The organism is Lentzea xerophila (genome assembly GCF_051094245.1).
Classification (GTDB): domain Bacteria; phylum Actinomycetota; class Actinomycetes; order Mycobacteriales; family Pseudonocardiaceae; genus Lentzea; species Lentzea xerophila.
The window spans coordinates 6,960,712-6,986,619 of the sequence record NZ_CP194934.1 but is presented as its reverse complement, the minus strand read 5'-3'; the positions used below and the strand labels follow the sequence as shown (position 1 = coordinate 6,986,619).

Genomic DNA, 25,908 nt, shown 5'->3' with positions numbered 1-25,908 from the left:
GTGGCGTGGAGCCACTGCAACGCATCGGCAAGGCCACCGTCGACGTCCTCGACGTGCTGCTCGGCACCGACGAGCCGCGCTGGGGCCTGGAGATCATCAAGCTCACCGGCAGGCCGTCCGGCAGCGTCTACCCGCTGCTGGACCGGCTGGAACGGGCCGGGTGGGTCACGTCGGCCTGGGACGACGACGTGGAACGGCGTGGGCCGCGCCGGCGGATGTACCGGCTGACCGCCGACGGGGCCGCGGAGGCCCGCAAGGTCGTGGCGCGGGCGGCTCCGGCACCGAAGTTCGTGCCGCGGGCGGCGCAATGAGAATCGCGTTGCTGGTGGTGCGGTTCGCAGCGGCGGTGGTGGGCGATGAGCGCTACCGCGAGCAGTGGGAAGCAGATGTCGTTGGTGCGCACGAGCTCGGTATGTCGCCGTTGGGTGTGGCGTTCGGGACTGTGCGCGCTGCCGTTGCCATACCTTCGAAAGGGGCTGTTGTGGCTGGTATTGGACCGTTGGGCATTGCCTTGAAGCACGCGGGGACTTCACGTGGACGTGTGCTCGCCATCGCCGTGGTTTCGGCGTTGATGGTGCTGGGCGGAGTGGTGCTGCTGTTCGCTTGAGCAAATAGCTCGGTGTCGTTTCGGCGGGGCCGGGCTTAGCTTCGGGCGGTGGCCAACGAACTGACGATTCCGCTCCTGCCCTGCGTCGACATCGACGAGATGTCGGCTTTCTACGAGATGCTCGGCTTCTCTGACACCTACCGGCAGACGCGCCCGAACCCGTACATCGCCATGCGGCGCGAGGACATCAACCTGCACTTCTACGGGATGCCCGGCCACGTGCCGGAGCAGTCGCACAGCACGTGCATCGTCATCGTCGAGGACACCGAGCCGTTGTTCGAGGCGTTCGCGGCGGGGATGCGCGCGGTGCACGGGAAGTTGCTCATCTCCGGCATCCCGCGGATGACCCGGCCGCGGTTGCGCAACGACCGGTACACCGGGTTCACCGTCGTCGATCCGGGCGGCAACTGGATTCGGATCAACAAGGCCGCGCAGGAACCCGAGGCGCGCACCAAGCTCGCCAAGGCCATGGAGAACGCGGCCCGGCAGGCGGACGCGCGCGGGGACGAGCGGCAGGCGTTGAAGATCCTCGAAGGCGCGCTGAAGGGGTCCGACGGAACCGAGCCGGAACTGGCGGACGCTCAGGCCTTCCGCGACGAACTGGTCGAGCGGGTCAAGGGGTCTGAGCCTCGTCCAGGCGCTTGAGGGCGCCGCGGACCACCTCGGGGTCGTAGGTGGTCCAGAACGGAGGGAGTGAGGCCCTGAGGAACCCGCCGTAGCGAGCCGTGGCCAGCCTCGGGTCGAGGATGGCCACCACTCCCTTGTCCGACATCGACCGCAGCAACCGGCCCGCGCCCTGGGCCAGCAGGAGGGCGGCGTGCGTGGCGGCGACGCTGAGGAAGCCGTTGCCGCCACGTGAGCTCACCGCCTTCTGGCGCGCGGAGGCCAGCGGGTCGTCCGGGCGCGGGAACGGGATCCGGTCCATGATCACGAGCTGCAGGCTCGGGCCCGGCACGTCCACGCCCTGCCAGAGTGACAGCGTGCCGAACAAGCACGTGCGCTCGTCCTCGGCGAACTTCTTCACCAGCAGGCCCGTCGCGTCGTCGCCCTGGCACAGGATCGGGTGCTCGAGCTTGTCGCGGAGCGCCTCCGTGGCCGCCTTCGCCGCGCGTGTAGACGAGAACAGCCCGAGCGCGCGGCCACCCGCCGCGTTCACCAGGCCCTCGATCTCGTCCAGGTACTCCGGCGGCAGCCCGTCCCGGCCCGGCTGCGGCAGATGCCGTGCCACGTAAAGGATTCCGCTCGTGCCGTGCTGGAACGGCGAGCCGACGTCGAGGCCTGTCCACTTCGGACCGTCGATGTCCTTCTCGGTCGCCGCGCCCTCGATCTTGCGGACCTTCTCCGACGGCGGCAGGCCCCACTGGCGCGCCATCGTGTCGAAGGCGCCGCCGAGCGTCAGCGTCGCCGACGTGAGCACCGTGGTGCGCTTGGCGAACAGCCGCTCCCGCAGCAGCCCGCCCACCCCGAGCGGCGCGACCCGCAACGCCGGCGCCTTCTGGTTGAAGTCGCCCGACACCCACACGACGTCGCGTTCCTCGTCGAACGCCTCCAGCACCCGCACCGCGCAGTCGTGGACCTCCTCCAGCAACGCCAGCGCGAGCTTGCGCGCCGTCGCCCCGTCCGGGTCCTCCTTGCGCTCCGGCCCCATGGCGGACACGCAGTTGTGCGCCGCGTCGCGGGTGGCCGCCAACGCACCGGCGAGTGCCCGCGGCAGCGCGTCCAGCCGGCCAGGAGGCATGTCCTCGAGGATCATCGCGAGCCCGTCGCTCGCCTCGGCCAGCCGGTCGGCGATGTCCTGGTCGATGAGCCGGCCACACCGGCGCGCCGCCATCGAGACGCTGGCGCCGCTCAGCTCCTCCGTGGCGACCGACGTGACCCGGTCGACCAGGTCGTGCGCCTCGTCGATCACCACCACGTCGTGGTCCGGCAGGACCTGGTAGCCCTCCAACGCGTCGATGGCGAGCATCGCGTGGTTCGTGACCACCACGTCCGCCTTGCCCGCCTCCGCCCGCGCCCGTTCCGCGAAGCAGTCGGAGCCGATCGGGCACTTCGACACGCCGAGGCACTCACGAGCCGTGACCGACACCTGCCGCCACGCCTGCTCGCTGACACCGGGCACCAGCTCGTCGCGGTCGCCGGTCTCGGTGTCCGACGACCACTCGTGCAGCCGCTTCACCTCACGCCCGAGCTTCGACACCGCGAACGGGTCGAACAGCGCGTCGTCCTCCGGCTCGTCGGGCGCGCCGTTGTGCACGCGGTGCATGCATAGGTAGTTCCTGCGGCCCTTGAGGATCGCGAACGTCGGCTCCCTGCCCAGCTCCTTCTTGAGCGCCTTGGACAGCCGCGGCAGATCCCGGTCGACCAGCTGCCGCTGCAACGCGATCGTGGCCGTCGAGACCACCACGGTCTCGTCCTCCGCCACCGCGTGCCGGATCGACGGCACCAGGTACGCCAGCGACTTGCCCGTGCCCGTGCCCGCCTGCACGGCGAGGTGCTCGCCCGTGCGGATCGAGTGGTCGACGGCCTCAGCCATCTCCACCTGACCAGGGCGCTCCGCACCGCCGACGGCGTGGACGGCGGTTTCGAGCAGGCTCAGGGTGGGGGGAACTTCAGGCACGGGACAGACCGTACCCGGCGGGTCCGACAGTCCCCCTCAGACGTCGGCGAGGATCCGGTCGAACAGCTCGAGGGCGGCTCGGGCGTGCGCGACCGTCAGCGGTACGTCCGCACCCCGCCGGGACGACACCAGGTCCAGGATCGGCAGGTCGGGCCAGCGGGCGGCGGCCAGTTCGCCGGCGCGCGACTTGCCGACGATCTCGCCCGTCCGGATCGTGTGCCACAGGCGGGCCGGGCCGAGGCCCACCCACAGCAGCGCGTCGCGCGGTATCGGCGCCTGGGGATCCAAGGAGGAAAGCACCTCGCGGAAGCGGTCGAAGTCCCGCTTCCAGTAGCTGATCAGGTTGTCGCGGCAGTACGCCTCGACCTCGGCGGCAGTGCCGGGACAGGAGGGCCGTGCGCCGCGCACGGTCTGTCCGACGGTCCGCAGCTGTTGCCACAGCACGGGCGTGATCTCACCGGCCAGCGGCGTCACCTCGAAGACGGGCTTCTCCAACGATCCCGCCGGCACGACCGCGACATCGGCGCCGTCGAAGGCAGGCACCTCGGCGGCCGAGGAAAGCTCGATCACGATGTCCAGGTCCGAGTCCGCAACGACGTCGCCGAGAACGTTCGACCCATGAAGATGCGCGCCCACCACGAGACCGGGCAGGCGCGCATCCAGGAACGACAGGTACTCCCCAGGTGTGATCACCTGGTCCAAGCTACCGGCGGCGGACCAGGGCCCAGGCTCCCGGCAGCACGCCCGCGGCCAGCGCGACCTTCAGCGCGTCACCGATCAGGAACGGCAGCACGCCCACGGCCAGGGCCTTGCCGAACGACATGCCGGTCATCGCCATCAGCCACGGCACGCCGACGGAGTAGATCGCCAGGTTGCCCAGCGCCATGGTGCCCACGGTCCGCAACGGCGTGCGGTCACCGCCACGCCCGGCGAGGTAGCCCACGAGCGCACCGGCGAACACGAAGCCGATGACGTAGCCGAGCGAGACCGGCACACCGGACGAGCCGCCCTGGAACCACGGCACACCCGCGACGCCCGCGATCAGGTACAGCAGCATCGAGGTCGCGCCGCGCTGCCAGCCCAGGGACGCGCCGACGAGCAGGGCGGCGAACGTCTGGCCCGTCAGCGGGACCGGGCTGCCGGGGATCGGCAGCGCCACCTGAGCGGCGAGACCGGTGAGGACGGCACCGGCGACGACCAGGGTCAGGTCGCGCGCCAGTGCGCCCGGCACGAAGTCGGCGAGCACGGTGCGACGAGGCGCGAGTGCGAGAGTCACGGTTCCCTCCCAGGCGGAATCGAGAGGACCTGAGGTTAACCATGTGAACTCGAGAACGTCTTTGTTCGATCTCCACAAAGTGACCGGTCACACACGTTGTTCTCACCCGTCGAGAGCGACCTTGCCCGCCACCCGTTCCTCGTTGCGCCGCGTCTTGGTCCAGCCGTTGTTGCCGCGCACCAAACGGATCAGCGCGCGCCACGACGTGATGTAGAAGGTGTAGATGTACAGCGCGTAACCGAACCCGTACGCAACGGACTTCCAGAACCCAACAGGCACACAGCGTGCGCGGTACACCGGTCCCCACAGGACGAACGGCAGCAACCCGAACGCGCCGTACACGGTGAACAGGATCCAGGCGCCGTCGAAGAACCACGCCACGACTTCGGAGGGCGACACCGCGAACCGGTACGCCATCATCGCCACCGGGATCGGGTAGATCAGCGTTCCGAGCAGCTGCATCCACGGTTGCGCCAGGTAGTACATCATCTCGGCGGCACCCAGGGTCGTCAGGTGCTCCGAGTCCCAGATCCGCCGCAGATAACGCATGCACTGCATGGTTCCCTGGCCCCAACGGGTGCGTTGGGCCAGGAACCGGCGCAACGAGTACAGCGCTTCCTGGTTCACGTGCGTGTCCAACGAGAACCCCGTATGCCAGCCCTCGGTCAGCAGGTGCACGCCGAGCTCGAAGTCCTCCAGCAACGAGCCGCGCCAGGGGCTTCCGGTAGGTCCCGCGATCGAGTCCAAAGCGGACAGCCGCGTGAACTGCCCGTTGCCGCCCATGGAGATCGTGCCGGTGGCGCCGCGGGACATCTGGATCGCCGCGATGGCCGTGCGGAACTCCAGGTCCTGCATCCGCACCAGGCCGGCCCCGAACGCGCGCCGCCACCGCGACACCCCTGGCTGCCGCTGACCCGCGTTGATCATCCGCACGTCCACCTGCACGGCGCCGATCCGAGGGTTGCCGAAGAGGTGTTGTGCCGCACAGACTTCCAGGCAGTTCGGCGCCGGTCGGCCGTCCGCGTCGACCACGACGACGATCGCGCGGTCGGTGTCCGCACGCCGGCCCATCCACAGTTTCAGCGTGCGGTAGGCGTCGTTCAACGCGTTGCCCTTGCCGGTGCGGGCGTACGGGCGTTGGCGTCGCACGAGGTGGATTTGGGTGTCCCGGACACCGCCGTTGCGCTTCAACGTCCGCACGACTCCAGCGGTGCGATCGTCGGAGTCGTCGTCGATGACCCACACGTGCGCGATGGGGAACGTCTCGCGCAGGTACCTGATCGTGGCGCCGATGACGGCCTCCTCGTCGCGGCACGGCACGAAGAAGTGCCACTCCAACGACTCCGGGACGCCGACGGGCGCGGGTTTGCGCCGCAGGTACGGCACCACGATCACGAACACGTACGTCACGAAGGCGACGCTCATCGTCAGAGCGAGCGCCTGCGTGAACCCGAGGACGAGGTCGAGGCTCACTTCCGCGTGGCCAGCCAGACGAACGCGACCAACGCCGCCGCGCCACCGAACACGCTCACCATCGACCCGAGCAGCGTGTGACCCCAGTAGTAGCCGGTGTCGACGCCCAGCCAGTTCACCAACCCCACCAGGGTCAGCACCCGGAACTGGTTGACGACCACGACCGCCAGCGCGGCGACCCCCAGCGCGAACAGCACGCGCGACTGGATGCGCGGGCGCAACGCGATCATCACCGCGCCCACCACGATCAGCGGCAGCACCAGGAACGCGGACGTGCACTCCGGCGTCATCCGCAGGCCCAGCGGCGTGTCCGAACCCAGTCCGAAGTAGACGGTCTGGCGCTCGGGGACCACGTCCACGCCGTAGGAGCTGATGACGCTGAGAACCGCGCCGGACAGCGAGATCTCCGCCGTGCGGTACAGGCGGTGTGCGAACACGAGTCCGGCCGCGACGGCGAGCAGGACGACCACCGTCACCCGGCTCGGGAATGCGGTGCGGCGCACGGCAAGCGTCACCCGAGGATCCTTTCCACCGATGAGGGAGCGCCCAGATGGGCTACCTGACGTTCCATCGGTAGACGGAACGTCATCCCTCACCCCCGGATCGGGTGGCGCCGTAACCGGAAATTGATCAAAAAACCCACGATGAGTGGCGCCGATTGGGCGAGTCGAGTGATCGTGTCGCCCGATACGGGGAGTAACCCTCAGTTCCCTCGAAAGAACGCCGATGCCGGTAATTGCCCCCGGAAAGCGTGAAACCAGATTGGTATCAACGCGCCTTGGGGCCGGAATCAAGGGAAGGAGTTTCATGCGTGTCCGAATGACGGGACTGGCTGGAGTCATCGCGATTGCCGCACTCCTGGTCGGTGCCGCACCTGCTTCGGCCGCCCCGGGGGACGCCTCGGCCGACGGTGCGAGGCTCAACGTGACGCTGCTCGGCAGCCCCGCGGTCAACGCGGAACCGTTCGCCGCCGCCAACGCGAACGGGCCGACGCAGAACACGTTCGCGGGCGTCGACCTCACCGGGATTCTGAAGACCGGTGTCATCAACGCCTCCGCGTCGCGGGACGAGAAGTCCGGCGGTGTGTACTCGCGGGCGAGCACCGCGGACGTCCGGGTCGACCTGCTCTCCGGGGTCACCGGCAAGATCTCCGCCGAACTGGTGGAGGCGGAGTGCACGGCGACCCAGAAGGGTCTGGCCGGCAAGTCCAAGCTCGCGGGCGTGAACCTCGGCAGGCTCGGCCAGGTCGACGCCGATCCGGCAGCCAACACCAAGCTGGACGTCCAGCTCGCCGGCATCAAGATCGCGGAAGTGGTCTTCAACGAGCAGATCAGGAACAACGACGGCAGCCTCACCGTGAACGCGATCCACATCAAGCTGCTGCAGGGCGTGCTCGGCTCCATCGGCACCGGCGACGTGATCCTCTCGTCCGCCACGTGCGGTCCCGCCGGCCTGCCCATCCCGATGGCGTCGGGTGCGGGGCTGTGGATCGGCCTCGGCCTGCTCGGTGTCGTCGCCGCACCGGTCGCTTTCGTGGCGCTGCGCCGTCGCGCGCACCTGAGCGCGGCCTGACCGAGGAGCGGCGGATGTACAAGGTCCCCGGTACGGGCGTTGGTGTCGGCACGGGCGTGGGTGCCCTCGCGGTCACCGGCGCGGACGTGACGTGGTGGATCGTCGCGGGAATCGTCCTTCTCGTCGTGGGTGCGTTTCTCCTGCACTCGACGCGAAAAAGGCGCCGTGCGGTCCCCGTCCAGGCCAGACCGAATCGAGCCGGCTGAAATGGTCCGCCTGGGGTTGCCCCCGGCCCCAGGCGGACCTCCCGGTATCCCCGAGAGAGGACAACGGTGAGGAAAGAAGTTCTGCTCGTGGCCGGCACCCGGCCAGAAGCCGTGAAGATCGCCCCGGTCGCCATCGCGCTGAGGGGCCATCCCGGCCTCCGTCCCACGATCGTCCACAGTGGACAGCACTCCGGCATGGTGGAGCAGGCGCTCGGCGCGTTCGACCTGGTGCCGGACGTGCGGCTGGACGTGCCCCGCACCACCGGAACGCAGGCCGAGCTGGTCTCCCGGCTGCTGCCCGAGTTCGACGCCGTGCTGGAGGAGCGCGACCCCGCGGTCACCCTCGTGCAGGGCGACACCGCCACCAGCCTCGCCGCGGCGATCGCCTCCTTCTGGCGCGGAATCCCCGTGGCACACCTCGAAGCCGGTCTGCGCACCGGCGACCTGTACGGCCCGTTCCCCGAGGAGGGGAACCGGCAGATGATCTCCCGCATCACCTCGCTGCACCTCGCGCCGACCGACGACGCCGCCAACGCGCTGAACGAGGAGTCCCTGCCGGACAGCCACATCGTCGTCACCGGCAACACCGTCGTGGACGCCGTGCAGCGCGTCGGGGCCCTCGACCTCCCCGCGTCCAGCCCGGACCTCGTGGCGCTGGAGCGGACCCTGGACGCCACCGGCGGCCGGCTCATGCTCGTCACGGTGCACCGCCGCGAGTCGTGGGGCCGTCCGCTCATGCGCGTGCTCAACGCCGTGCGCGCCATCGCCGACCGCCACCCCGACCTGCACGTGCTGATCCCCGCGCACCCGAACCCCGGTGTGCGCGAACAGGTCGTGTCGCTGCTGGGCGGCCACGAGCGCATCGTCATCACCGACCCGCTCGACTACTCCGACCTCGTGCGCGTGCTGCGCCGCGCGGCCCTCGTGCTGACCGACTCCGGTGGCATCCAGGAGGAGGCGCCGTCGTTCGGCGTGCCGGTGCTGGTGCTGCGCGAGACCACCGAACGCATGCTCGCCGTCGACGCCGGGTGCGCCTGGCTCGTCGGCACGGACACCACCCGCATCCTCGCCGAGGCGGGCTGGGTGCTCGGCTCCCGGTTGCGGCTTCCCCTGGGGCGCAACCCGTTCGGCGACGGGCGTGCCGCCGTCCGGGTGTGCTCCGCGCTGGAGAGGCTGGCAGGCCTCCCGACCGCGCTGCCGCGCCGGGAGCCGTTCGCCACGCTCGCCGGAGTCCGGTAACCGTCCGGCGGACGCCCGCCAGTGTGATCACGGCGAATCCGAGCGGAGGAAGCGGGTGATCCTCACCTTTGTCGAGTCTTGACGTGGCGGCCACCAGCTCGCCTGTCACTAGATCGGGTAATTGGGATTCTCGAAAGGGTGACATGGGGTGCCGAGCTGTCAGCCGCACCGCACAACAGCACGATTATCGGTGCGGAGGGATTTCGACGCCGTCCCGAGAGGACTGAAGTGCGCAAGAGTTTGATCGCAGGCGCTGTGGTCGCGCTGACGTTCGCGACCGCGGCCCCCGCGCTCGCGGCCAACCCGCCCGGCACCGCGTCGGCGGGATCCGCGGACTTCGCGAAGGCGGACCAGACCTTCACGGTCACGCCGCTCGCGGTGTGCGCCGTGAACCCGGACGTGGCGGGCACCGTCACCGGCTCCAGCCCCGCCGTGAGCAGGAGCGGGCTCAAGATCGGCGCGACGAGCTCGACCTGCACGACCGAGGTCGTGAACCCGGACGAGTTCCTGACGAGGACGAAGTCGGTGGCCAAGGGCACCGCCTTCGAGCTGTCCGCGCTCACCGCGCAGCGGGGCCCGCGGCTCAAGATCGCCGAGTGGTCGGTCAACTGCGACGCCGACGACAAGGGCACGCAGGCCGGCTGGCAGCTCAAGGGCATGTCCGGGTGGACCGGGCTGCCGCAGACCATCCCGCCCGGGTACGTGCACGACATCAAGTCGAACACCGGAACCGTGCTGGCGAAGGCCAAGTTCACCGACACGGTGTTCCCGGTGCCGAACGACGGCAGCCTGAGCATGACGCTGCTGAAGATCACGTTCGAGCCGTCGTCCGGCTACACGGGCAGCGTCACCGTCGGAACGGTGGCCTGTTCGCCCACTCCCTAGGAGACAGCGACACCCGCGGCGACCAGCTCCTCCACGGCGGCGTCGCGGGTCGTCGGGGCGACCGCCGCCGTGAGGCCGACGAGCACCCTCGTGCGGAAGCCGTTGCGCTGCGCGTCGAGGGCCGTGGCGCGGACGCAGTGGTCGGTCGCGATCCCGACGACGTCCACGTCGGTCACTCCCCTGTCCGTCAGCCACCCCGCGAGGTCGTTCTCCGCCTCGAAACCCGAGTAGGCGGCGGCGAAACGGCCCTTCGAGAAGACCTGTTCGATCCCGGACACGTCGAGCTCCGGGTGGAACGACGCGCCGGGCGTGCCCGCCACGCAGTGCACCGGCCACGAGTCGATGAAGTCCGGCGTCGCGGAGAAGTGCGGACCCGGATCCACGTGGTAGTCACGCGTCGCCACGACGTGGTCGTAGGACGAGGTGGCGATGTGCTGCGAGATGGCCGCCGCGACGGCCGCACCTCCCGTCACCGCCAGCGAACCGCCCTCGCAGAAGTCGTTCTGCACGTCGACGACGATCAGTGCCTTCGTCATGTCAGCCTTCCAGGTAGATCGTCGGAATCGCGGGCTCACCGCGCGAGAGCTTGAGGCCCTCCCACGGCACGCTCACCAGCGCCGCGCGCAAGCGTTCGCGGCCCTGCTCCAGCGTGGGTACCTCGCCGGTGACCTGTCCAGCGCGCATCAGCGGAATCTGCACGAGCCTGTCGTGCGGGCCGAGCTCGGGTTCCGAAGGCGCCTGGAACACGACCTCCTCCAGTGCCGTGCCGGTGTCCTTGTGGCGGCGCAACGCCTTCTTCCAGCCGCCCCGCGACTGCTTGGACGTGCTGCGCTTCTCGACGTGCCTGCCGTCGACCTCGACCAGCTTGTAGACCATGCCCGCGGTCGGCGCGCCCGACCCGGTCACCACCGACGTGCCGACGCCGTACGCGTCCACGGGCTCGGCGCGCAGGGCCGCGATCGAGTACTCGTCGAGGTCGCCGGACACGACGATCCGGGTGTTGCGGGCACCCAGCGAGTCGAGCTGGTCGCGGGCCTGGCGGGCGAGAACGCCCAGGTCACCGGAGTCGATCCGGATCGCGCCGAGGTCAGGGCCGGCGACCGCGACGGCCGTCTTGATGCCCGCGGTGATGTCGTAGGTGTCGACCAGCAGCGTCGTGCCGGCACCCAGCGCGTCGACCTGGCTGCGGAACGCTTCTTCCTCGGAGTCGTGCAGCAACGTGAACGCGTGCGCGCACGTGCCGGCCGTCGGGATGCCGTGGCGCCGGCCCGCCTCCAGGTTGGACGTCGCCGTGAAGCCCGCCAGGTACGACGCGCGGGCGCACGCCACGGCGGCTTCCTCGTGCGTGCGGCGCGAGCCCATCTCGATCATGCGGCGGCCGTTCGCGGCGGTGACCATGCGGGCGGCGGCGGACGCGATCGCGCTGTCGTGGTTGAGGATCGAGAGCGCGAGCGTCTCCAGCACGACGCCCTCGGCGAACGACGCGCGGACCGTCAGCACCGGCGAACCGGGGAAGTAGAGCTCGCCCTCGGGGTAGCCGTCGACCTCCCCGGAGAAGCGGTAGTTCGCGAGCCATTCCAAAGTCGAATCGTCGACCACGGCGCCCCGGCGCAGCTGGTCGATCTCCTCGTCGCCGAAGCGGAAGTTCCCGATCGCCTCGAGCAGCCTGTTCACCCCGGCGACAACGCCGTAGCGGCGTCCGTCCGGAAGCCTGCGGGCGAAGACCTCGAACACGCACGGACGGTCACCAGTGCCGTCACGCAAGGCGGCCGCGAGCATGGTGAGCTCGTAGTGGTCGGTCAGCAACGCCGTCGAGTTCATGGTCGCCAACCCTAAGGTCGCATCCGGTTTACCCGCATGCGGTCTCCGTCACTGCGGCGAACATGACACCATTGGCGGTATGACCACGCCCGTCGAACAGGAACGGACGCAGCCGGAGGCCATCGGCGAGGAAATCGCCGCCGAGGACCGCCCCTGGCAGACCGTGGTCTGGAACGACCCGGTAAACCTCATGTCCTACGTGACGTACGTGTTCCAGAAGCTGTTCGGGTTCAGCAGGGACCATGCGACCAAGCTGATGCTCGACGTGCACCACAAGGGCAAGGCGATCGTGACATCGGGCACCAAGGACAAGGTGGAGGCCGACGTGGCCAAGCTCCACGCGGCAGGGCTCTGGGCGACCATGCAGCGGGCCTCGTGAAGCGGTGGATCCGCGACGGCGACGTCGTCGTCGGCAGGCTGGATCGGCAGGAGGCCGCGGTCGTGCGCGGTCTGGTCAGCCAGATCCAGGACATGCTGCTGGCCCGCGCCGAGGAAGCGCCCCAGGACGAGCTCGCGGAGCTGACCGGCATCAGGACAGGCCCGTCGGAGGCACCCGACGACCCGATCCTCGGCCGGCTGCTGCCGGACTTCCACCGGTTCGACGACGACGCGCCCGACCCGGACGAGGTCAACTCGGCGGCGGCGTTGCGCTCGCTGCACGAGCCGGAGCTTCTGGACCACAAGACGGGCGCGGCCGAGATCGTGCTCAACACGTGCTCCCCGGACGGCGGTGAGATCCGCCTGACCATCGCCGAGGCCGAGGCCTGGATGGCGTCGCTGAACGACGTGCGTCTGGCCCTCGGGACAGCGCTCGACGTCACCGAGGACATGCCGGACGAGCTGCCGCCGGAGGACCCGAGGTCGCCGCACCTCGGCGTGTACCACTGGCTGACCTGGGTGCAGGACACCCTCGTCGAGGCGATGATGCCGTGATCCCCGGCGTTCTCGTCGGCCACCACCACCGCGTCGAACCGGGCTGGGCCACGGGCACGACCGTCGTGCTCGTGCCCGCCGGTGCGGTCGGGGCCGTCGACGGACGCGGTGGCGCGCCCGGTACCCGTGAGACCGACCTGCTCGACCCGGCGAACCTGGTCCAGCAGGTGCACGCGGTGTGCCTGTCCGGCGGTTCGGCCTACGGGCTCGCGGCCGCGGACGGCGTCATGCGGTGGCTCTCCGAACGCTCGATCGGCTTCCCGGTGGGAGCGCTGCCGCACCACGTCGTGCCGATCGTGCCGGGCGCGGTGATCTTCGACCTGCCGATGTCGGAGTGGGGCAACCGGCCGGACGCCTCGTTCGGCTACGCGGCCTGTGAGGCGGCGTCCGAGGACTTCGCGCTGGGCTGTGTCGGCGCGGGCGCCGGTGCCCGGGTCGGGTCGTTGAAGGGCGGCGTCGGCGTCGCCTCGACCACGGTCGGCGCGCATCGGGTCGGGGCACTGGCGGTGGTGAACGCGGCCGGTGAGGTCGTCGACCGCGCGTCCGGCCTGCCGTGGCTGCCGTCGCTGGGCACTCGCGCGGTGGCGTTGCCCGAACGCAAACCGGAAGGCCTCAACACCACGATCGGCGTGGTCGCGGTAAACGCCGACCTGTCGAAGGCGGAGTGTCAGCGGCTCGCGATGGCCGCGCAGGACGGCCTGGCCCGCGCCGTGCGGCCCGCGCACTCGATGTTCGACGGCGACACGGTGTTCGCGCTGGCCACCGGTGCCGTGCCGCTGGCGGGGCCGCGCGCGTTCGCGCTCGACGCATTGTGCACGGCGGCGGCGGAGATGTTCGCGGAATCGGTGGTTTCGGGGGTCCGCGAAGCGCACTCCGTTGCGGGTGTGAAGGCTTTCCGCGACCTCTGACCGCGACCGGTGCGTTCTCGTTACGTTGATTCCAGTCTCGAGAGAGAGGAATCAGCATGGGGGACCAGTTCTCGGTACAACTCGAAAATCTGGACAAGATCGCGAACGTCCGGCTCCCCGGCATGGCCGACTGCCTGCGCCGGGTGAGGGGACTTCTGAACAAGGCCGTCGACGAGTCGGACGGTGCCTTCTCCATTTCGGACGAACCCGTGTACCGGCTGTTCGAAGGTGTGGAACGCGAGTTCGACCCCGCGGCGAACTTCCTGGGGCGCGTGCTCGACGACAACGCCGAGAACCTGAGCCTGGCCGCGCAGGCGCTGCGCGAGATCGCCCACCGCTACCGCCAGGCGGACGGTCAGGCATGAGCGAGAACGGGGAATGGCGCAACCACATCCGCGCCCAGGGCGACCACATCATGGCGCTGATCCGCGAGGAATGCGATTCGTCGCTCATGGATGTGTTCCCGTACGTGGAACAGGACATTCCGAAGATCTTCTCGGCCTTCCAGTGTGGTGATCCCGATCGCGCGCAGACGATGATCGACAGCCTCGAAGAGGCGAAGTGGGTGCTGCAGAAGGACCTCCAGCTGTACCTCGGCGGCGCGCTGAAGGACATGGACGGCTGGACGGGCGACGCGGCCGAGAACTTCGCCGACTTCCTGCTGAACCTCCAGGACGCCATGAGCCTGCTGCTGAGCGTGGTCGACTCGCTGCTGCTCATCCTGCGCGCCTACCAGGCGCTGGTGCTGGCGATGCGGGACGACGCGGTGCGGCTCGTCGACATGACGCTCAAGGCGTACGAGGAGGCCGGCGCGGACGGGTGGAAGATCGCGCTGGCGGTCGTGGGCGCGATCGCGGGCGTGGTGGGGGCGGTCGCGTCCGGTGGTGCGTCGCTCGCACTGACGCCGATCGTCGCCTCGCTCATCGCGGGTGGGGCGGGCGTGGCCAACGAGGTGATCGACGCGGACAGCGAGCTCGGTGCGCTGCTGTCGATCAACAAGAACGGCCTCAGCGCGATCGGCAAGATCGACGTCGAGCGCGCGAAGCTGGAGCAGGCGTTGCGGGATCTCACGGAGTTCGTCTCCGGCGCCAAGCTCATCGAGGTCCGGCCGGAGCGGCCCGTGGTGATCACGGCGCCGTCGTTCGACCCCCGCTCGTTCGGGATGACCGACGAGGCGCAGGGCGACCACCGGCGACCCACCGACAGGACCGACCTGGTGCCGGAGCCGAAGCGCGAGGCGGACGGGCCGTATGACCGGACGGGCTCCGGCCCCGACTGGGCCGACCGGTACGCCGAGCAGGGGCCGGCATGAGCAGCCCGCTGAACAGCGCGGAGATCAACGCCAGGGCCGCGCAGGTCACCGAGCACGCCGCACACCTGCACACGCGGGCGGCACGGCGGCGGGCCACGCTCGACGCGGCGCGCGACCAGGCCGTCGGCGTGACCGGGACGGCGTCCTCACCGGACGGCGCGATCCGGGCGACGGTCGACGCGGGCGGGATGCTCACCGGGCTGGTGCTGGCGCCGTCGGTGCAGCAGCTGAACGTGCGGCAGCTCGCGGCCGCCCTGGTCCAGGTGGCCCAGGAGGCCGCCGCCCAGGCACGGGGTGCGGTGCGGGAGGTCTACACGCCGTTGCGCAACGAAGGCGTCGTGCGGGACATGCCGGTGCTGCTGCCGGAGACGGCGCCCGCTCCCTCTCCCGCCCCGCCCGCGCCGGTGCGACGGCGTCCGGCTGCCGCGGAGGACGACTTCTCCGGGCCCGTGCTGAAGGAGGAGGGCTGGTGACGCGCTGAGCGGGTAGCCATCCGGTTATGAGCGATGTGATCGATCAGGCGGCAGGTGTCGTGTCCGAGCTCGTCCCGCCCGGTGTGACCGGGCGGGAGGTCCCCGGCAGGGAGCTGGCGGTCCTCGCCCCCGCCGGGCTCTTCGCCGCGGCGTTCCTGGTGCCGCCGTGGCTCGGACGGGTGCTGATGAAGGTGGGCGTCGCCGCCACGCCGTTCGCGGCGTGGGCGGAGCTGACCGCGTGGCGCGGGCTCGACCAGGGCCAGCGGCGGCGCGGGGTGGCGTTGCTGGCCCTCTACCTCGTGGTGGTGCTCAGCCGGCGTCGGTGACGCTTGAGGTCGTGGACGCATCCGCCCAGGTAGGACCACCTGTGCCGGGTGTTATCTCGCATACCGAGACAACTCGCGCCAGCCCGTAGGATTGGATGCGTGCTGGTGATTCGCCGTGACCTGGTGGACGCGATGGTGGCCCACGCGCGCCGCGACCATCCCGACGAGGCGTGCGGGCAGATCGCGGGGCCTGAAGGCTCCGATCGGCCTGAGCGCATCATCGAGATGGAGAACGCGGAGCGGTCGCCCACGTTCTACCGGTTCGACGCCGCAGAGCAGCTGAAGGTGTACCGCGAGATGCAGGCCAACGACGAGGAAGCGGTGGTCATCTACCACTCGCACACCGCGACGGAGGCGTACCCGTCCCGCACGGACATCAAGTTCGCGAACGAGCCCCAGGCTCACTACGTGCTGGTCTCCACGCGTGACCCGATCGAGCACGAGCTGCGGTCGTACCGCATCGTCGACGGCGTCGTGACCGAGGAACCGGTCAAGATCATCGAGTCCTGAGTTGCACCCGTTTCCCGGAGGTAGAACCACCATGGCAGTCACCGTGTCGATCCCGACCATCCTGCGCACCCACACCGGGGGCGAGAAGTCGGTGTCCGCCGCCGGTACGACGCTCGCCGAGGTCATCGACGACCTGGAGAACAACCACGGCGGCCTCAAGGCCCGCCTGGTCAAGGAGGGCTCGCTGCACCGGTTCGTCAACGTCTACGTCAACGACGAGGACGTCCGCTTCTCCGGTGGCCTCGAGGCCGCGGTGAAGGACGGCGACAACGTCACCATCCTCCCGGCCGTCGCGGGCGGCTGATCTCCTCCATGGCCCGCTACGACTCGCTCCTGGACGCGCTCGGCGGAACGCCGCTGGTGGGCCTGCCGCGGCTGTCGCCGTCCGAGAACGTGCGCATCTGGGCGAAGCTCGAGGACCGCAACCCGACCGGCTCGATCAAGGACCGGCCCGCGCTGGCCATGATCGAGGCGGCGGAGCGGGACGGTGTGCTGCGTCCCGGCGCGACGATCCTGGAGCCGACGTCCGGCAACACCGGCATTTCGCTGGCGATGGCCGCGAAGCTCAAGGGCTACGGCCTGGTGTGCGTGATGCCCGAGAACACCTCGACCGAACGGCGTCAGCTGCTGCAGGCGTACGGCGCGCGGATCGTCTTCTCGCCCGCCGCCGGCGGGTCGAACCAGGCCGTCGCCACGGCGAAGGAGATCGCCAAGCAGAACCCGGACTGGGTCATGCTCTACCAGTACGGCAACCCGGCGAACGCGGAGGCGCACTTCCGCGGCACCGGCCCGGAGATCCTCGCCGACCTGCCCTCGATCACGCACTTCGTCGCCGGTCTCGGCACGACGGGCACGCTCGTCGGTGTCGGGCGGTACCTGCGCGAGGCCAAGCCGGACGTGCAGATCATCGCCGCCGAACCCCGGTACGGCGAGCTGGTCTACGGGTTGAGGAATCTGGACGAGGGCTTCGTTCCGGAGCTGTACGACGAGTCGGTGCTGACCGGGCGGTACTCGGTCGGCTCGTACGACGCGCTGCGCCGCACCCGGCAGCTGCTCGAGACCGAGGGCATCTTCGCCGGCATCTCGACCGGAGCGATCCTGCACGCCGCGCTGGCCGTGGCGCAGAAGGCCGAGGTGGCGGGGAAGCCGGCGGACATCGTGTTCGTCGTGGCGGACGCGGGCTGGAAGTACCTGTCCACCGGTGCTTACGCCGGGACGCTGGACGAGGCGGCGGCCAGGCTCGACGGCCACCTCTGGGCGTAACCCGGCGATCTTGTCGGTGGTGCCGAGTAGGTTGTGACGCAGGGGTTCCCAGCTCGGGGGGACGCCTGCGTCAGCCCGCGGAAACGGTTCCAGGCACCCCGGCCCCCACCCCGGGCAGCTGCGTCAGCCGTTGAACGCGACGCTCGGCACGCCTTGGCCGACGCCGGGCAGCACCAGCACGGAGCCGTTGAGCTGCCGCTCGATCAACGCCTCATCGGACAGTCCGACCCGCGCGGACGTGACGTAGAGGTCGGCGAAGTCGGCGCCGCCGAAGCAGCACGCCGTCGGGTTGTCCACCGGCAGCGCGATCTCGCGGTCGAGCTCGCCGGCAGGCGTGTAGCGGCGCACGGCGTGCCCGCCCCACAGCGCGACCCACACGCACCCGTCCGCGTCCACGGTGAGCCCGTCCGGCCAGCCGTCGGTGTTGCCGACGTGGGTGAACGGGCGGCGGTTCGCGACGGTGCCGGTGGCGTTGTCGAAGTCGAGGACGTCGATGCGGCGGGTCGGCGTGTCGATGAAGTACATGAGTCCGGCGTCCGGGCTCCAGCCGACGCCGTTGCTCGTGTTCACCTTGTCCACCATGACCTTCGCGGCGCCGTCGCCGGTGACCCTGGCGAGCCAGCCCTCGTCGGCGGCCTGGTCGTAGCGCATCGTGCCGGCCCACAGCCGTCCCGACGGGTCGACGCCCGCGTCGTTGCCGCGCACGCCCTCGCGTGCCCAGTAGACGAGCCAGCTCTTGGTGCCGTCGCGGTCGATCAGCGCGATGCCGTCGCGCAGGTTGCAGACGATGCCGCCCTGGGCGCGCGGTTTGGCGGCACCGACGTGCTGGGGCACCACGAGCACCGCGTCGTCGTCCCGCGCGGGGGCGTACCGGTGGACCTCGGAGGCCAGGATGTCCACCCACAGCAACGTGGAACTGCCGTGGTCCCAGGTCGGCCCCTCGCCGAGCTGGGCCGACGCGCGCACCGCTACCTCAATCGACACCTGATCACTCTATGTCCACGTACTCTGGAAGACGTGGACCGCACCGCGCTCGCGAAACGGGTCATCCCGCCGCATCCCGTGCTGTCGTTGCTCGTCGTGGCGGGGTTCGTCGGTTTCCTCTACGTCGCCGAGGCTTTCGACGTGGCGACCGGCGGCTCGCTGGAGGACGACGGCGTGCGGCCGCGCGACTTCGGCGAGTGGGACAACCTGCTGTGGATGCCGCTGATCCACGGCGACTGGAGCCACCTCACCGGCAACGCCGTTCCGTTGCTGCTGCTCGGGTTCCTGGCGACCTCGGGAGGGCTGAAGCAGTTCTTCCAGGTCACCGTGGTCATCTGGCTGTCCTCGGCGCTCGGGGTGTGGGTGTTCGGCAGCCCCGGCAGCCACATCGGCGCGTCCGGGCTGGTGTTCGGCTTCCTCGCGTTCCTGCTGGTGCGCGGGATCTTCGCGCGGTCGTGGCTGCAGCTGGTGATCGCGGTCGGCGTGTTCGCGCTGTACGGCGCCGCGTTGTGGGGTGTGCTGCCGGGCCAGCCCGGCGTGTCGTGGGAAGGCCACCTGTTCGGCGCAATCGGTGGAGTCATGGCCGCGTGGGGTGTGTCTCGTGACAACCGCCGCGGCAGTGCACCGGCTACATTCACGGCGTGACGATCGGGATCATGGACTCGGGCGTCGGCGGCCTGACGGTCGCCCGCGCGATCATGGACCAGTTGCCGGGCGAGTCGATCCACTACATCGGCGACACGGCTCATGGTCCTTATGGGCCGCTACCGATCGCTCAAGCGCGCAAGCACGCGTTGGAGATCTGCGACCAGCTGGTCGACGAGGGCGCGAAGATGCTCGTGATCGCGTGCAACACCGCGTCCGCCGCGTGCTTCCGTGACGCCCGTGAGCGCTACGACGTGCCCGTGGTCGAGGTGATCCTCCCCGCGGTGCGCCGTGCGGTGACGACGACCCGCAGCGGACGCGTCGGCGTGATCGCCACGGTCGGCACGATCAACTCGCACGCGTACCAGGACTCGTTCCAGGCGGCGCGCGACGTGACGGTGACGGCGGCGGCGTGTCCGCGGTTCGTCGACTTCGTCGAGCGCGGCATCACGTCCGGCCGGCAGGTGCTCGGGCTGGCGCAGGCGTACCTGGAGCCGTTGCAGCGCGCCGACGTCGACACGGTGGTGCTCGGCTGCACGCACTACCCGCTGCTGACGGGCGTGATCCAGATCGTGATGGGCGAGCGCGTGACGCTGGTGTCGAGCGCCGAGGAGACGGTCAAGGACGTCGTGCGGCTGCTGACCGAACGCGACGAGTTCGCGTCCGACTCCGCGCCGGCCGTGCACCGCGTGACGTGCACCGGCCCGCCGGAGCGGTTCGCGAAGCTCGCCGCCCGGTTCCTGCCGACCTTCGAACAGTGGGGCTGACGTGCTGCTGACCGTGCTCGGCTGCTCCGGCAGCATCCCCGGACCCGGCGCGGCCGCCTCCGGGTACCTCCTGGAGGCCGACGGGTTCACGTTGGTGCTGGAGTTCGGCAACGGGGTGCTGTCGCGGTTCCAGGAGGAACGGCCGCTGTTCTCGATGGACGCGCTGGTGCTCTCGCACCTGCATCCCGACCACTGCGTCGACGTGTCTTCCCTTTACGTGGCACGGAAGTACCACCCTCAGCCGCCTGCCGCCGCGTTGCCCGTGTACGCCCCGGCCGAGGCGCACTCGCGGTTCGTCGCCGCCTACGCGCCGAACGAGGCCGAGCGGTCGGAGTTGGACTTCAGCGACGTCTTCTCGTTCCGTGGACTCGGTTCGCCGGTCCAGATCGGACCGTTCACCGTGGACTCGGCCGTGGTCGCGCACCCTTGCGAGGCCTACGGGTTCCGGATCTCGTGCGGCGGGGTGTCGCTGGCCTACACCGGAGACAGCGGGCCGTGTGCCGCGTTGGACTCGTTAGCTTCCGGGGTCGACGTGCTGCTGAGCGAGGCGAGCTGGACGCACGCCCCGGACCGGCAGCCAGACCTGCACCTGTCCGGGCGCGAGGCGGGCGAACTGGCCGCGCGGGCGGGCGCCGGACGGCTGCTGATCACGCACGTGCCGCCGTGGACGTCGCGCGAGGACGTGCTGGAGGAGGCCCGGTCGGCGTTCGACGGGCCGAGTGAGCTGGTCGTGCAGGGCGGCCGGTACGAGGTGGGGGAGCGGACATGATCGAGATCGAGAGAGTGGGCGACCACGAGTTCGTCGCGACGAACGGCCGTGGCGCGTCCGTGCGCATCGGCCGCAAGGGCCAGGAAAGCTCGTTCAGCCCGGTCGAGCTGCTGGTCGCGGCCGCCGCCGGCTGCGCGATGGTGACGTCGGAGACGTTGATCCTGCGCCGGACGGGCGGTGAGGAGCTCACCGCGGTCGCGGACGCGGTCCAGTCCGAGAGCGGCAACGAGGTGATCTCCATCCCGGTGACGCTCTCGTACGACCTGTCCGCCGCGGAGGACGTGGAGGCGCTGGACACCGTCGTCCGCCGCGCCGTGGAGCAGTTCTGCACGGTCACGCGCACGTTGAAGCAGTCGGCGACGGCCCCGCTTCAGCTCCCGACGCCGCTCCAGACCGCCTCCGACCCGCTGTGACCGGCGCGCACGGTCTGCACCGTGGTCCCGACCGCGAGCAGCACCACCAGCACCGACACCACGACTGAGACCACCCGCCACGTCTTCGTGGTGGGTGCCTCCGCCTGCCGTTCCCGGTCGGCCAGCCGCCCCGCGACCAGCAACGCGATCACCGCGAGCCCGAACCCGAGCGCGACGGGCAGCAGCATCGTGCCGAGGTCGGCGTGCGCCTGGATGGCGGGGTTCTGCACGCCGCCCCGCGCGAGCGCGGCCTGGAAGTCCTCACCGGACTGCTTGGCCATCGGAACCGCCGCGACACCGGCGAGCGTGACCCCCAGAACAGGCCACGCGTACCGGCGCCGCCAGCCGGGGACCAGGGCGATCGCGATCGAGCTGAGCGCCGCGAGAGGCAGCAGCACGACCACCGCGTGCACCAGCAACGGGTGAAGCGGAATACCGTCGATCGTCAGCATGTCTCTCCCTACGCCATGGCGCCCCGCAGGGTTCACTAGGGTAGGCGGCGTGGTGCGAAGCGACGGCCGGAACGACGACGTGTTGCGTGACATCCGGATCACGCGTGGATATCAGACCTGGCCCGCGGGCTCGGTCCTGATCGAGTTCGGGAACACCCGTGTGCTCTGCGCCGCGAGTGTCACCGAAGGCGTCCCCCGCTGGCGGCAGGGCTCCGGCCTCGGCTGGGTGACCGCCGAGTACGCGATGCTGCCGTCCGCCACGCACTCGCGCAGCGACCGCGAGTCCGTGAAGGGCCGCATCGGCGGCCGCACGCACGAGATCTCGCGCCTGATCGGCCGTTCGTTGCGCGCCTGCATCGACCTCGCCGCGCTGGGCGAGAACACCATCGTCATCGACTGCGACGTCATCCAGGCCGACGGCGGCACCCGGACCGCCGCGGTCACCGGCGCCTACGTGGCGCTGGCCGACGCGGTGACGTACCTCGGCGCCGCCGGTCGCCTGGCCGACCCGTCGCCGCTGTCCTGCGCGGTCTCCGCCGTGTCGGTCGGTGTGGTCGACGGGCGCGTGCGGCTGGACCTGCCGTACGAGGAGGACTCGCGCGCGGAGGTCGACATGAACGTCGTCGCCACCGACGCCGGCACGTTGATCGAGGTGCAGGGCACCGGTGAGGGCGCGACCTTCGCCCGGTCCACTTTGGACCGCATGCTGGACGTGGCCATGCTGGGCTGTGCCGAGCTGAACCGCCTGCAGGCCGAGGCGCTGGCCAAGCCGTACCCCGGCATCCTGCCGGAGCCCAAGGCGAGCAGGCGATGAAGCTCCTCCTCGCCTCGCGCAACGCCAAGAAGCTGCGTGAGCTCCAGCGCATCGTCGTCGCGGAGGAGCTGTCCGGCATCGAGGTGCTGTCCCTCGCGGACGTGCCCGAGTTCCCCGAGGCTCCCGAGACCGCGCCGGACTTCGAGGGCAACGCGCTGGCCAAGGCCCGTGACGCCGCTGCCGCCACGGGACTCGTGTCCGTCGCGGACGACTCCGGGCTCGCCGTGGACGAGCTGAACGGCATGCCCGGCGTGCTGTCCGCCCGGTGGTCCGGCCGTCACGGCGACGACGACGCCAACCTCGACCTGCTGCTCGGTCAGCTCGGCGACGTGCCGGACGAGCGCCGGGGCGCCGCCTTCGTGTCGGTGGTCGCTCTCGTCGTGCCCGGCGGCGACGAGGTCGTCGTACGGGGCGAGTGGCGTGGCACGCTGCTGCGGGCGCGGCGCGGGACCAACGGGTTCGGCTACGACCCGATCTTCGTTCCCGAGGGCTCCTCCATCACCTCGGCGGAGATGACCGCCGAGGAGAAGGACGCGGAGTCGCACCGGGGCCGCGCCCTCCAGCTCCTGGTCCCCCACCTGCGCAGCCTGGTCTAGTTCCGCCACTCGATCTCACGCCCAGGGGCCGCGGTCACACCGCGGCCCCCTGCGCGTGGGACGCGACGGAGACGACGCACACGCCGGCCGCGATCAGGGCCATGCCGGCGAGCATCGCGAGGTTGAGCGGGTCGGCGAACAGGACGCGGCTGGTGATGGCCACCAGGGCGATGCCGGCGCCCGCCCAGATCGCGTACGTGATGGCGACGGGCAGGCCCATCCGGATCACGAGCGATTCCAGGTAGAGCGCGGTCAGGAAGCCGACGCCGAGGCCGGCCACCGGCCACGGTTTCGTGAAGCCGTCGGAGTACTTGAGACAAAGGGTCGCGAAAACTTCCGCCCCCACGGCGAGGGCGAGCAATATCCACTTGAGCATTGAATTTTTCCCAGCACGGAATGCACGCGGCGCTAGGCGTGCGTGTCGAAGAGAACGGGTGACTTGGGGCGAAAAGCCCTGGTCAGCCGCCGCGCGTGGGAAAGTGGACTCGCAAGACGAAATCAGACGGGATGTCGGGGCCGCTAGGTGCCGTCAAGCGACACACGGTATATCACCCTCACCGGAACAGGGGCGGCTTTGGTGCGCGCCCTCCACCCGACCATACCCGAAGAATGGGCCGCCGTCGCAAGTGGAGCGACGGCGGCCTCAGCCTTTCGGTGGAATCAGGCGGGGAGCTCGCGCAGCAGCTTGGCGACGTGGCCGGTGGCGCGGACGTTGTACATGGCCTTGACGATCTTGCCGTCGGGGCCGACGAGGAACGTCGAGCGGATGACGCCCTGGACGGTGCGGCCGTAGTTCTGCTTCTCGCCGAACGCGCCCCACTCGACCAGGACCTTCTTGTCCGGGTCGCCGAGCAGCGGGAAGGTCAGGCCTTCCGCGGAGCGGAACTTGGCGAGCTTCTCCTGCTTGTCGGGCGAGATGCCGACGACCTCGTATCCGGAGTCGGCGAGGACGCCGAGGTTGTCGCGGAAGTCGCAGGCCTGCTTGGAGCAGCCCGGCGTGCCGGCCGCCGGGTAGAAGTACACGACCACGGACTTGCCGAGGTAGTCGGACAGGGACACCGGCTTGCCCTCGCTGTCGGGCAGCGTGAACGCGGGCGCGGTGTCTCCAGGTTCGAGACGACTGGTCATGCCGCAGAGCCTATGCCCGCGCCTAGGCCTGGCCCTTGAAGACGGTGGCCGCGTCCTGGCCCTGGCCGCCGGGTTGGATGGTCAGCCGCATCTCCACCGCCTGTTCGGGTACCGCGAACGCCAGCTGGAGCCGCGTGTCACGGCCCGGCGGAAGCTCGGCCACGGCGGCGGCGAGGCCGTTGAGACCCTGCACGGAGTCGACGAGCTCGGCGGCGGGGGCGCCGTCAGCGGTCGCGCGCACGGAGAACTGGGAGGGGTGGTAGGAGACCTTGGAGCCGTTGTAGACGGTGATCGTGAAGACCGCGGTGCGCTTGGCCGGGGGGATCGCCGTCTCGGACGGCGCCAGCGAGCGGGGGGCGGACACCACGACGGACAGACCCGAGGCCCACACGCGCTGGGAGCCGAAGGCGGCGGCGTCGGACGCGCTCGGCGTCTCGGATCGCTGTTCGACTGTCAGGTCCTCGTTCGGGGTGACGGCGACACTGGGGCCCGCACATCCCGCCACGGCCAGCAGCAGGCACAGGCCCGCGGCCGATTTGGCGAACTTCACGAACTCCCCTTTCCCACCCCGGCGGTGGGTGTGGACGACTCACGTCAACTGTGACGGTGCCGAAGGGGGTGTGCGAACGAAAGCGGCCTGAAGAAGCGGACCTGGTGCCGGGCCGTGGCCGACTCGTGATGGGCGACGTGGGCGGCGCCACAGAGTGCGCCGGCCCCACGCCGTCCAGCGGCGGAAGCCGCTTGGTGATGCTAGGGAGCGCGTCGGGGGGCGTGCGCGCTCATACCGATCATCGCCCACCGTGTGCCTGGCGCTACAAGCGGAGCCGATTATCACCCGTTCAGAGCAGTGGCAGTCGTACGAAACGTGAAGCTCACGCCTGACCGACTCACGTATGTGCGGCTGAACGGCGCAGTGACGGCGTCCGTTCGGCCAGCTCGCCGAGCAGTTCGAACGAGCGCAGACGGTCGTCGTGCCCGTGCACGATGGTCGTCACCATCAGCTCGTCGGCCGCGGTCGACTCCATCAACTCGTCGAGCCCGGTGCGGACCGTTGAGGGGGACCCGATGATCTGGGTGGACATGCGGTCCTCGACCACCAGCTCGTCGATCTCGGTGTACGGGTAGTCCGCCGCCTCCTGCGGGGTGGCGAGCGGTCCCGGACGGCCCTGGCGCAGCCGCACGAACGAGAGCGCTCCCGGTCCGGCGATCCAGTGGGCGTGCTCGTCGGTGTCGGCCACGATCACCGAGGCGCACACCATCGCGTACGGCTCATCGAGGACGTCGGACGGCCGGAAGTGCTTCCGGTACAGCTCCAGCGCCGGCAACGTGTTCTGCGCGCTGAAGTGGTGGGCGAAGGCGAACGGCAGGCCGAGCAGACCCGCCGCCTGCGCGCTGTAGCCGGACGAGCCGAGCAGCCAGATCGGCGGCTTGTTGCCGGCCGCGGGCACGGCGTTGAGCTCGGCGGAGCCCTCGAAGTACTTGATCAGCTCGGTCAGCTCCTGCGGGAAGTTCTCCGCGGAGAGACCGGCCTCGGTGCGCCGCAGCGCCCGCGCGGTCTTCTGGTCGGTACCGGGCGCGCGGCCGATGCCGAGGTCGATGCGGCCGGGGTGCAGCGCCTCGAGCATGCCGAACTGCTCGGCGACCACGAGCGGGGCGTGGTTCGGCAGCATCACGCCGCCGGAACCGACGCGGATCGTCGACGTGGCGTCCGCGACGTGGCCGATCAGCACGGCGGGCGCGGAGGACGCGATGCCGGGCATGTTGTGGTGCTCGGCGAACCAGTAGCGGTGGTAGCCGAGCCGTTCTGCCTGCTGAGCGAGCTCTCGCGAATGCCGCAGGGCGGTCGTCGCGTCCGACCCCGACGTGATGGGGGCCAGGTCGAGTACGGACAGCGGGATGTCACTCAAACGGCTCATACA

36 protein-coding genes are annotated in these 25,908 nt (G+C 70.2%); 23 read left to right on the top strand and 13 right to left on the bottom strand.

The genetic code is table 11. The annotated features are described in order from the left end of the window. Window positions 1-5: 5 nt before the first annotated feature. From ACRSBM_RS33230 to ACRSBM_RS33220, 3 genes are read left to right on the top strand one after another with little or no spacing between them, the layout of a single operon-like run. Window positions 6-311, top strand: a complete 306-nt coding sequence (locus ACRSBM_RS33230; RefSeq protein WP_434449624.1) for a helix-turn-helix transcriptional regulator — start codon at window positions 6-8, stop codon at window positions 309-311. Next, window positions 308-607, top strand: coding sequence for a hypothetical protein (locus ACRSBM_RS33225; protein ID WP_434449622.1), 300 nt, complete (start codon window positions 308-310; stop codon window positions 605-607). The genes ACRSBM_RS33230 and ACRSBM_RS33225 overlap by 4 nt, the downstream gene beginning before the upstream one ends. 48 nt (window positions 608-655) lie before the next feature. Further along, window positions 656-1,252, top strand: a complete 597-nt coding sequence (locus ACRSBM_RS33220; RefSeq protein WP_434449619.1) for a hypothetical protein — start codon at window positions 656-658, stop codon at window positions 1,250-1,252. On the opposite strand, the gene ACRSBM_RS33215 is transcribed toward ACRSBM_RS33220, so the two are convergent. From ACRSBM_RS33215 to xrtP, 5 genes are all read right to left on the bottom strand, one after another. After that, complete coding sequence (locus ACRSBM_RS33215; protein ID WP_434453327.1) at window positions 1,221-3,140, bottom strand: ATP-dependent DNA helicase; 1,920 nt, start codon at window positions 3,138-3,140, stop codon at window positions 1,221-1,223. The two genes, ACRSBM_RS33220 and ACRSBM_RS33215, sit on opposite strands and share 32 nt — an antisense overlap. A gap of 120 nt (window positions 3,141-3,260) precedes the next feature. Further along, entirely contained in the window at window positions 3,261-3,917 is a 657-nt protein-coding gene (locus ACRSBM_RS33210) for a hypothetical protein (RefSeq protein ID WP_434449616.1), read from the bottom strand. Window positions 3,918-3,927: 10 nt separating this feature from the next. Then, window positions 3,928-4,500 (bottom strand): biotin transporter BioY, encoded by a 573-nt coding sequence (locus ACRSBM_RS33205; RefSeq protein ID WP_434449613.1) that lies wholly within the window; start codon window positions 4,498-4,500, stop codon window positions 3,928-3,930. Between the two features lie 102 nt (window positions 4,501-4,602). Continuing rightward, a complete protein-coding gene (locus ACRSBM_RS33200; protein ID WP_434453325.1) occupies window positions 4,603-5,925 on the bottom strand; it encodes a glycosyltransferase in 1,323 nt (440 codons plus the stop codon). Between the two features lie 44 nt (window positions 5,926-5,969). Beyond that, on the bottom strand, window positions 5,970-6,488 hold the full coding sequence (gene xrtP / locus ACRSBM_RS33195; RefSeq protein WP_434449610.1) for an exosortase P: 519 nt from the start codon (window positions 6,486-6,488) through the stop codon (window positions 5,970-5,972). A 292-nt stretch (window positions 6,489-6,780) separates the two neighbouring features. Between xrtP and ACRSBM_RS33190 the strand changes: the two genes are divergently transcribed. From ACRSBM_RS33190 to ACRSBM_RS33175, 4 genes are all read left to right on the top strand, one after another. Continuing rightward, on the top strand, window positions 6,781-7,545 hold the full coding sequence (locus tag ACRSBM_RS33190; RefSeq protein ID WP_434449607.1) for a choice-of-anchor P family protein: 765 nt from the start codon (window positions 6,781-6,783) through the stop codon (window positions 7,543-7,545). A 14-nt stretch (window positions 7,546-7,559) separates the two neighbouring features. Continuing rightward, a complete protein-coding gene (locus ACRSBM_RS33185) occupies window positions 7,560-7,751 on the top strand; it encodes an LPXTG cell wall anchor domain-containing protein (RefSeq protein ID WP_434449604.1) in 192 nt (63 codons plus the stop codon). Between the two features lie 66 nt (window positions 7,752-7,817). Further along, a complete protein-coding gene (wecB, locus tag ACRSBM_RS33180) occupies window positions 7,818-8,990 on the top strand; it encodes a non-hydrolyzing UDP-N-acetylglucosamine 2-epimerase (RefSeq protein ID WP_434449602.1) in 1,173 nt (390 codons plus the stop codon). A 228-nt stretch (window positions 8,991-9,218) separates the two neighbouring features. After that, window positions 9,219-9,875, top strand: a complete 657-nt coding sequence (locus ACRSBM_RS33175) for a hypothetical protein (protein WP_434449601.1) — start codon at window positions 9,219-9,221, stop codon at window positions 9,873-9,875. On the opposite strand, the gene ACRSBM_RS33170 is transcribed toward ACRSBM_RS33175, so the two are convergent. Then, the gene (locus tag ACRSBM_RS33170) at window positions 9,872-10,411 is read right to left on the bottom strand and encodes an isochorismatase family protein (protein WP_434449598.1); all 540 of its coding nucleotides are present in this window, start codon (window positions 10,409-10,411) and stop codon (window positions 9,872-9,874) included. The two genes, ACRSBM_RS33175 and ACRSBM_RS33170, sit on opposite strands and share 4 nt — an antisense overlap. 1 nt (window position 10,412) lies before the next feature. Beyond that, the gene (locus ACRSBM_RS33165; RefSeq protein ID WP_434449595.1) at window positions 10,413-11,696 is read right to left on the bottom strand and encodes a nicotinate phosphoribosyltransferase; all 1,284 of its coding nucleotides are present in this window, start codon (window positions 11,694-11,696) and stop codon (window positions 10,413-10,415) included. Between the two features lie 79 nt (window positions 11,697-11,775). On the opposite strand from ACRSBM_RS33165, the gene clpS reads away from it, so the two are divergent. From clpS to ACRSBM_RS33115, 10 genes are all read left to right on the top strand, one after another. Continuing rightward, the gene (gene clpS / locus ACRSBM_RS33160; protein ID WP_434449594.1) at window positions 11,776-12,075 is read left to right on the top strand and encodes an ATP-dependent Clp protease adapter ClpS; all 300 of its coding nucleotides are present in this window, start codon (window positions 11,776-11,778) and stop codon (window positions 12,073-12,075) included. Then, window positions 12,072-12,629 (top strand): DUF2017 domain-containing protein, encoded by a 558-nt coding sequence (locus tag ACRSBM_RS33155; RefSeq protein ID WP_434449591.1) that lies wholly within the window; start codon window positions 12,072-12,074, stop codon window positions 12,627-12,629. Before clpS ends, ACRSBM_RS33155 begins: the two co-directional genes overlap by 4 nt. Continuing rightward, window positions 12,626-13,537, top strand: coding sequence for a P1 family peptidase (locus ACRSBM_RS33150; protein WP_434449588.1), 912 nt, complete (start codon window positions 12,626-12,628; stop codon window positions 13,535-13,537). The genes ACRSBM_RS33155 and ACRSBM_RS33150 overlap by 4 nt, the downstream gene beginning before the upstream one ends. A 56-nt stretch (window positions 13,538-13,593) precedes the next feature. Then, window positions 13,594-13,902, top strand: a complete 309-nt coding sequence (locus ACRSBM_RS33145) for a hypothetical protein (RefSeq protein WP_434449586.1) — start codon at window positions 13,594-13,596, stop codon at window positions 13,900-13,902. Then, a complete protein-coding gene (locus ACRSBM_RS33140) occupies window positions 13,899-14,849 on the top strand; it encodes a hypothetical protein (RefSeq protein ID WP_434449585.1) in 951 nt (316 codons plus the stop codon). The genes ACRSBM_RS33145 and ACRSBM_RS33140 overlap by 4 nt, the downstream gene beginning before the upstream one ends. Next, window positions 14,846-15,322: a YbaB/EbfC family nucleoid-associated protein gene (locus ACRSBM_RS33135; protein ID WP_434449582.1), complete on the top strand. Its 477-nt coding sequence runs from the start codon at window positions 14,846-14,848 to the stop codon at window positions 15,320-15,322. Before ACRSBM_RS33140 ends, ACRSBM_RS33135 begins: the two co-directional genes overlap by 4 nt. A 26-nt stretch (window positions 15,323-15,348) precedes the next feature. Beyond that, window positions 15,349-15,648, top strand: a complete 300-nt coding sequence (locus ACRSBM_RS33130) for a hypothetical protein (protein ID WP_434449579.1) — start codon at window positions 15,349-15,351, stop codon at window positions 15,646-15,648. Between the two features lie 99 nt (window positions 15,649-15,747). Beyond that, the gene (locus ACRSBM_RS33125; RefSeq protein ID WP_086661214.1) at window positions 15,748-16,158 is read left to right on the top strand and encodes a Mov34/MPN/PAD-1 family protein; all 411 of its coding nucleotides are present in this window, start codon (window positions 15,748-15,750) and stop codon (window positions 16,156-16,158) included. Between the two features lie 31 nt (window positions 16,159-16,189). Then, window positions 16,190-16,462, top strand: a complete 273-nt coding sequence (locus tag ACRSBM_RS33120) for a MoaD/ThiS family protein (protein WP_434449576.1) — start codon at window positions 16,190-16,192, stop codon at window positions 16,460-16,462. 8 nt (window positions 16,463-16,470) lie between these two features. After that, window positions 16,471-17,421, top strand: a complete 951-nt coding sequence (locus ACRSBM_RS33115; protein WP_434449573.1) for a PLP-dependent cysteine synthase family protein — start codon at window positions 16,471-16,473, stop codon at window positions 17,419-17,421. Window positions 17,422-17,544: 123 nt separating this feature from the next. On the opposite strand, the gene ACRSBM_RS33110 is transcribed toward ACRSBM_RS33115, so the two are convergent. Next, entirely contained in the window at window positions 17,545-18,405 is an 861-nt protein-coding gene (locus ACRSBM_RS33110) for an SMP-30/gluconolactonase/LRE family protein (protein ID WP_434449570.1), read from the bottom strand. 33 nt (window positions 18,406-18,438) lie between these two features. On the opposite strand from ACRSBM_RS33110, the gene ACRSBM_RS33105 reads away from it, so the two are divergent. The 4 genes from ACRSBM_RS33105 to ACRSBM_RS33090 are packed head-to-tail and all read left to right on the top strand — an operon-like array spanning window position 18,439 to window position 20,999. Continuing rightward, window positions 18,439-19,050 (top strand): rhomboid family intramembrane serine protease, encoded by a 612-nt coding sequence (locus tag ACRSBM_RS33105; protein WP_434449568.1) that lies wholly within the window; start codon window positions 18,439-18,441, stop codon window positions 19,048-19,050. Between the two features lie 11 nt (window positions 19,051-19,061). Continuing rightward, window positions 19,062-19,817: a glutamate racemase gene (murI, locus tag ACRSBM_RS33100; protein WP_434453323.1), complete on the top strand. Its 756-nt coding sequence runs from the start codon at window positions 19,062-19,064 to the stop codon at window positions 19,815-19,817. Between the two features lies 1 nt (window position 19,818). Next, complete coding sequence (locus ACRSBM_RS33095; RefSeq protein WP_434449567.1) at window positions 19,819-20,586, top strand: MBL fold metallo-hydrolase; 768 nt, start codon at window positions 19,819-19,821, stop codon at window positions 20,584-20,586. Next, window positions 20,583-20,999 carry an OsmC family protein gene (locus ACRSBM_RS33090; protein ID WP_434449564.1) on the top strand — a complete coding sequence of 139 codons (417 nt, stop codon included), beginning with the start codon at window positions 20,583-20,585 and terminating at the stop codon, window positions 20,997-20,999. The genes ACRSBM_RS33095 and ACRSBM_RS33090 overlap by 4 nt, the downstream gene beginning before the upstream one ends. Here ACRSBM_RS33090 and ACRSBM_RS33085 read toward each other — a convergent pair. Continuing rightward, window positions 20,957-21,451, bottom strand: coding sequence for a DUF2231 domain-containing protein (locus ACRSBM_RS33085; RefSeq protein WP_434449561.1), 495 nt, complete (start codon window positions 21,449-21,451; stop codon window positions 20,957-20,959). The two genes, ACRSBM_RS33090 and ACRSBM_RS33085, sit on opposite strands and share 43 nt — an antisense overlap. Before the next feature lie 49 nt (window positions 21,452-21,500). On the opposite strand from ACRSBM_RS33085, the gene rph reads away from it, so the two are divergent. Continuing rightward, window positions 21,501-22,265 carry a ribonuclease PH gene (gene rph, locus ACRSBM_RS33080; protein ID WP_434449559.1) on the top strand — a complete coding sequence of 255 codons (765 nt, stop codon included), beginning with the start codon at window positions 21,501-21,503 and terminating at the stop codon, window positions 22,263-22,265. Next, a complete protein-coding gene (gene rdgB, locus ACRSBM_RS33075) occupies window positions 22,262-22,861 on the top strand; it encodes an RdgB/HAM1 family non-canonical purine NTP pyrophosphatase (protein WP_434449556.1) in 600 nt (199 codons plus the stop codon). The genes rph and rdgB overlap by 4 nt, the downstream gene beginning before the upstream one ends. A 34-nt stretch (window positions 22,862-22,895) precedes the next feature. On the opposite strand, the gene ACRSBM_RS33070 is transcribed toward rdgB, so the two are convergent. The 4 genes from ACRSBM_RS33070 to ACRSBM_RS33055 all read right to left on the bottom strand — a co-directional run bounded on the left by ACRSBM_RS33070 (window position 22,896) and on the right by ACRSBM_RS33055 (window position 25,905). Continuing rightward, a complete protein-coding gene (locus ACRSBM_RS33070; protein ID WP_434449553.1) occupies window positions 22,896-23,237 on the bottom strand; it encodes a DMT family transporter in 342 nt (113 codons plus the stop codon). 284 nt (window positions 23,238-23,521) lie between these two features. Then, window positions 23,522-23,989, bottom strand: a complete 468-nt coding sequence (bcp, locus tag ACRSBM_RS33065; RefSeq protein WP_434449551.1) for a thioredoxin-dependent thiol peroxidase — start codon at window positions 23,987-23,989, stop codon at window positions 23,522-23,524. A 22-nt stretch (window positions 23,990-24,011) separates the two neighbouring features. Continuing rightward, the gene (locus tag ACRSBM_RS33060; RefSeq protein WP_434449548.1) at window positions 24,012-24,539 is read right to left on the bottom strand and encodes a hypothetical protein; all 528 of its coding nucleotides are present in this window, start codon (window positions 24,537-24,539) and stop codon (window positions 24,012-24,014) included. A gap of 337 nt (window positions 24,540-24,876) precedes the next feature. Beyond that, on the bottom strand, window positions 24,877-25,905 hold the full coding sequence (locus ACRSBM_RS33055) for an LLM class flavin-dependent oxidoreductase (protein WP_434449546.1): 1,029 nt from the start codon (window positions 25,903-25,905) through the stop codon (window positions 24,877-24,879). Window positions 25,906-25,908 lie beyond the last annotated feature (3 nt).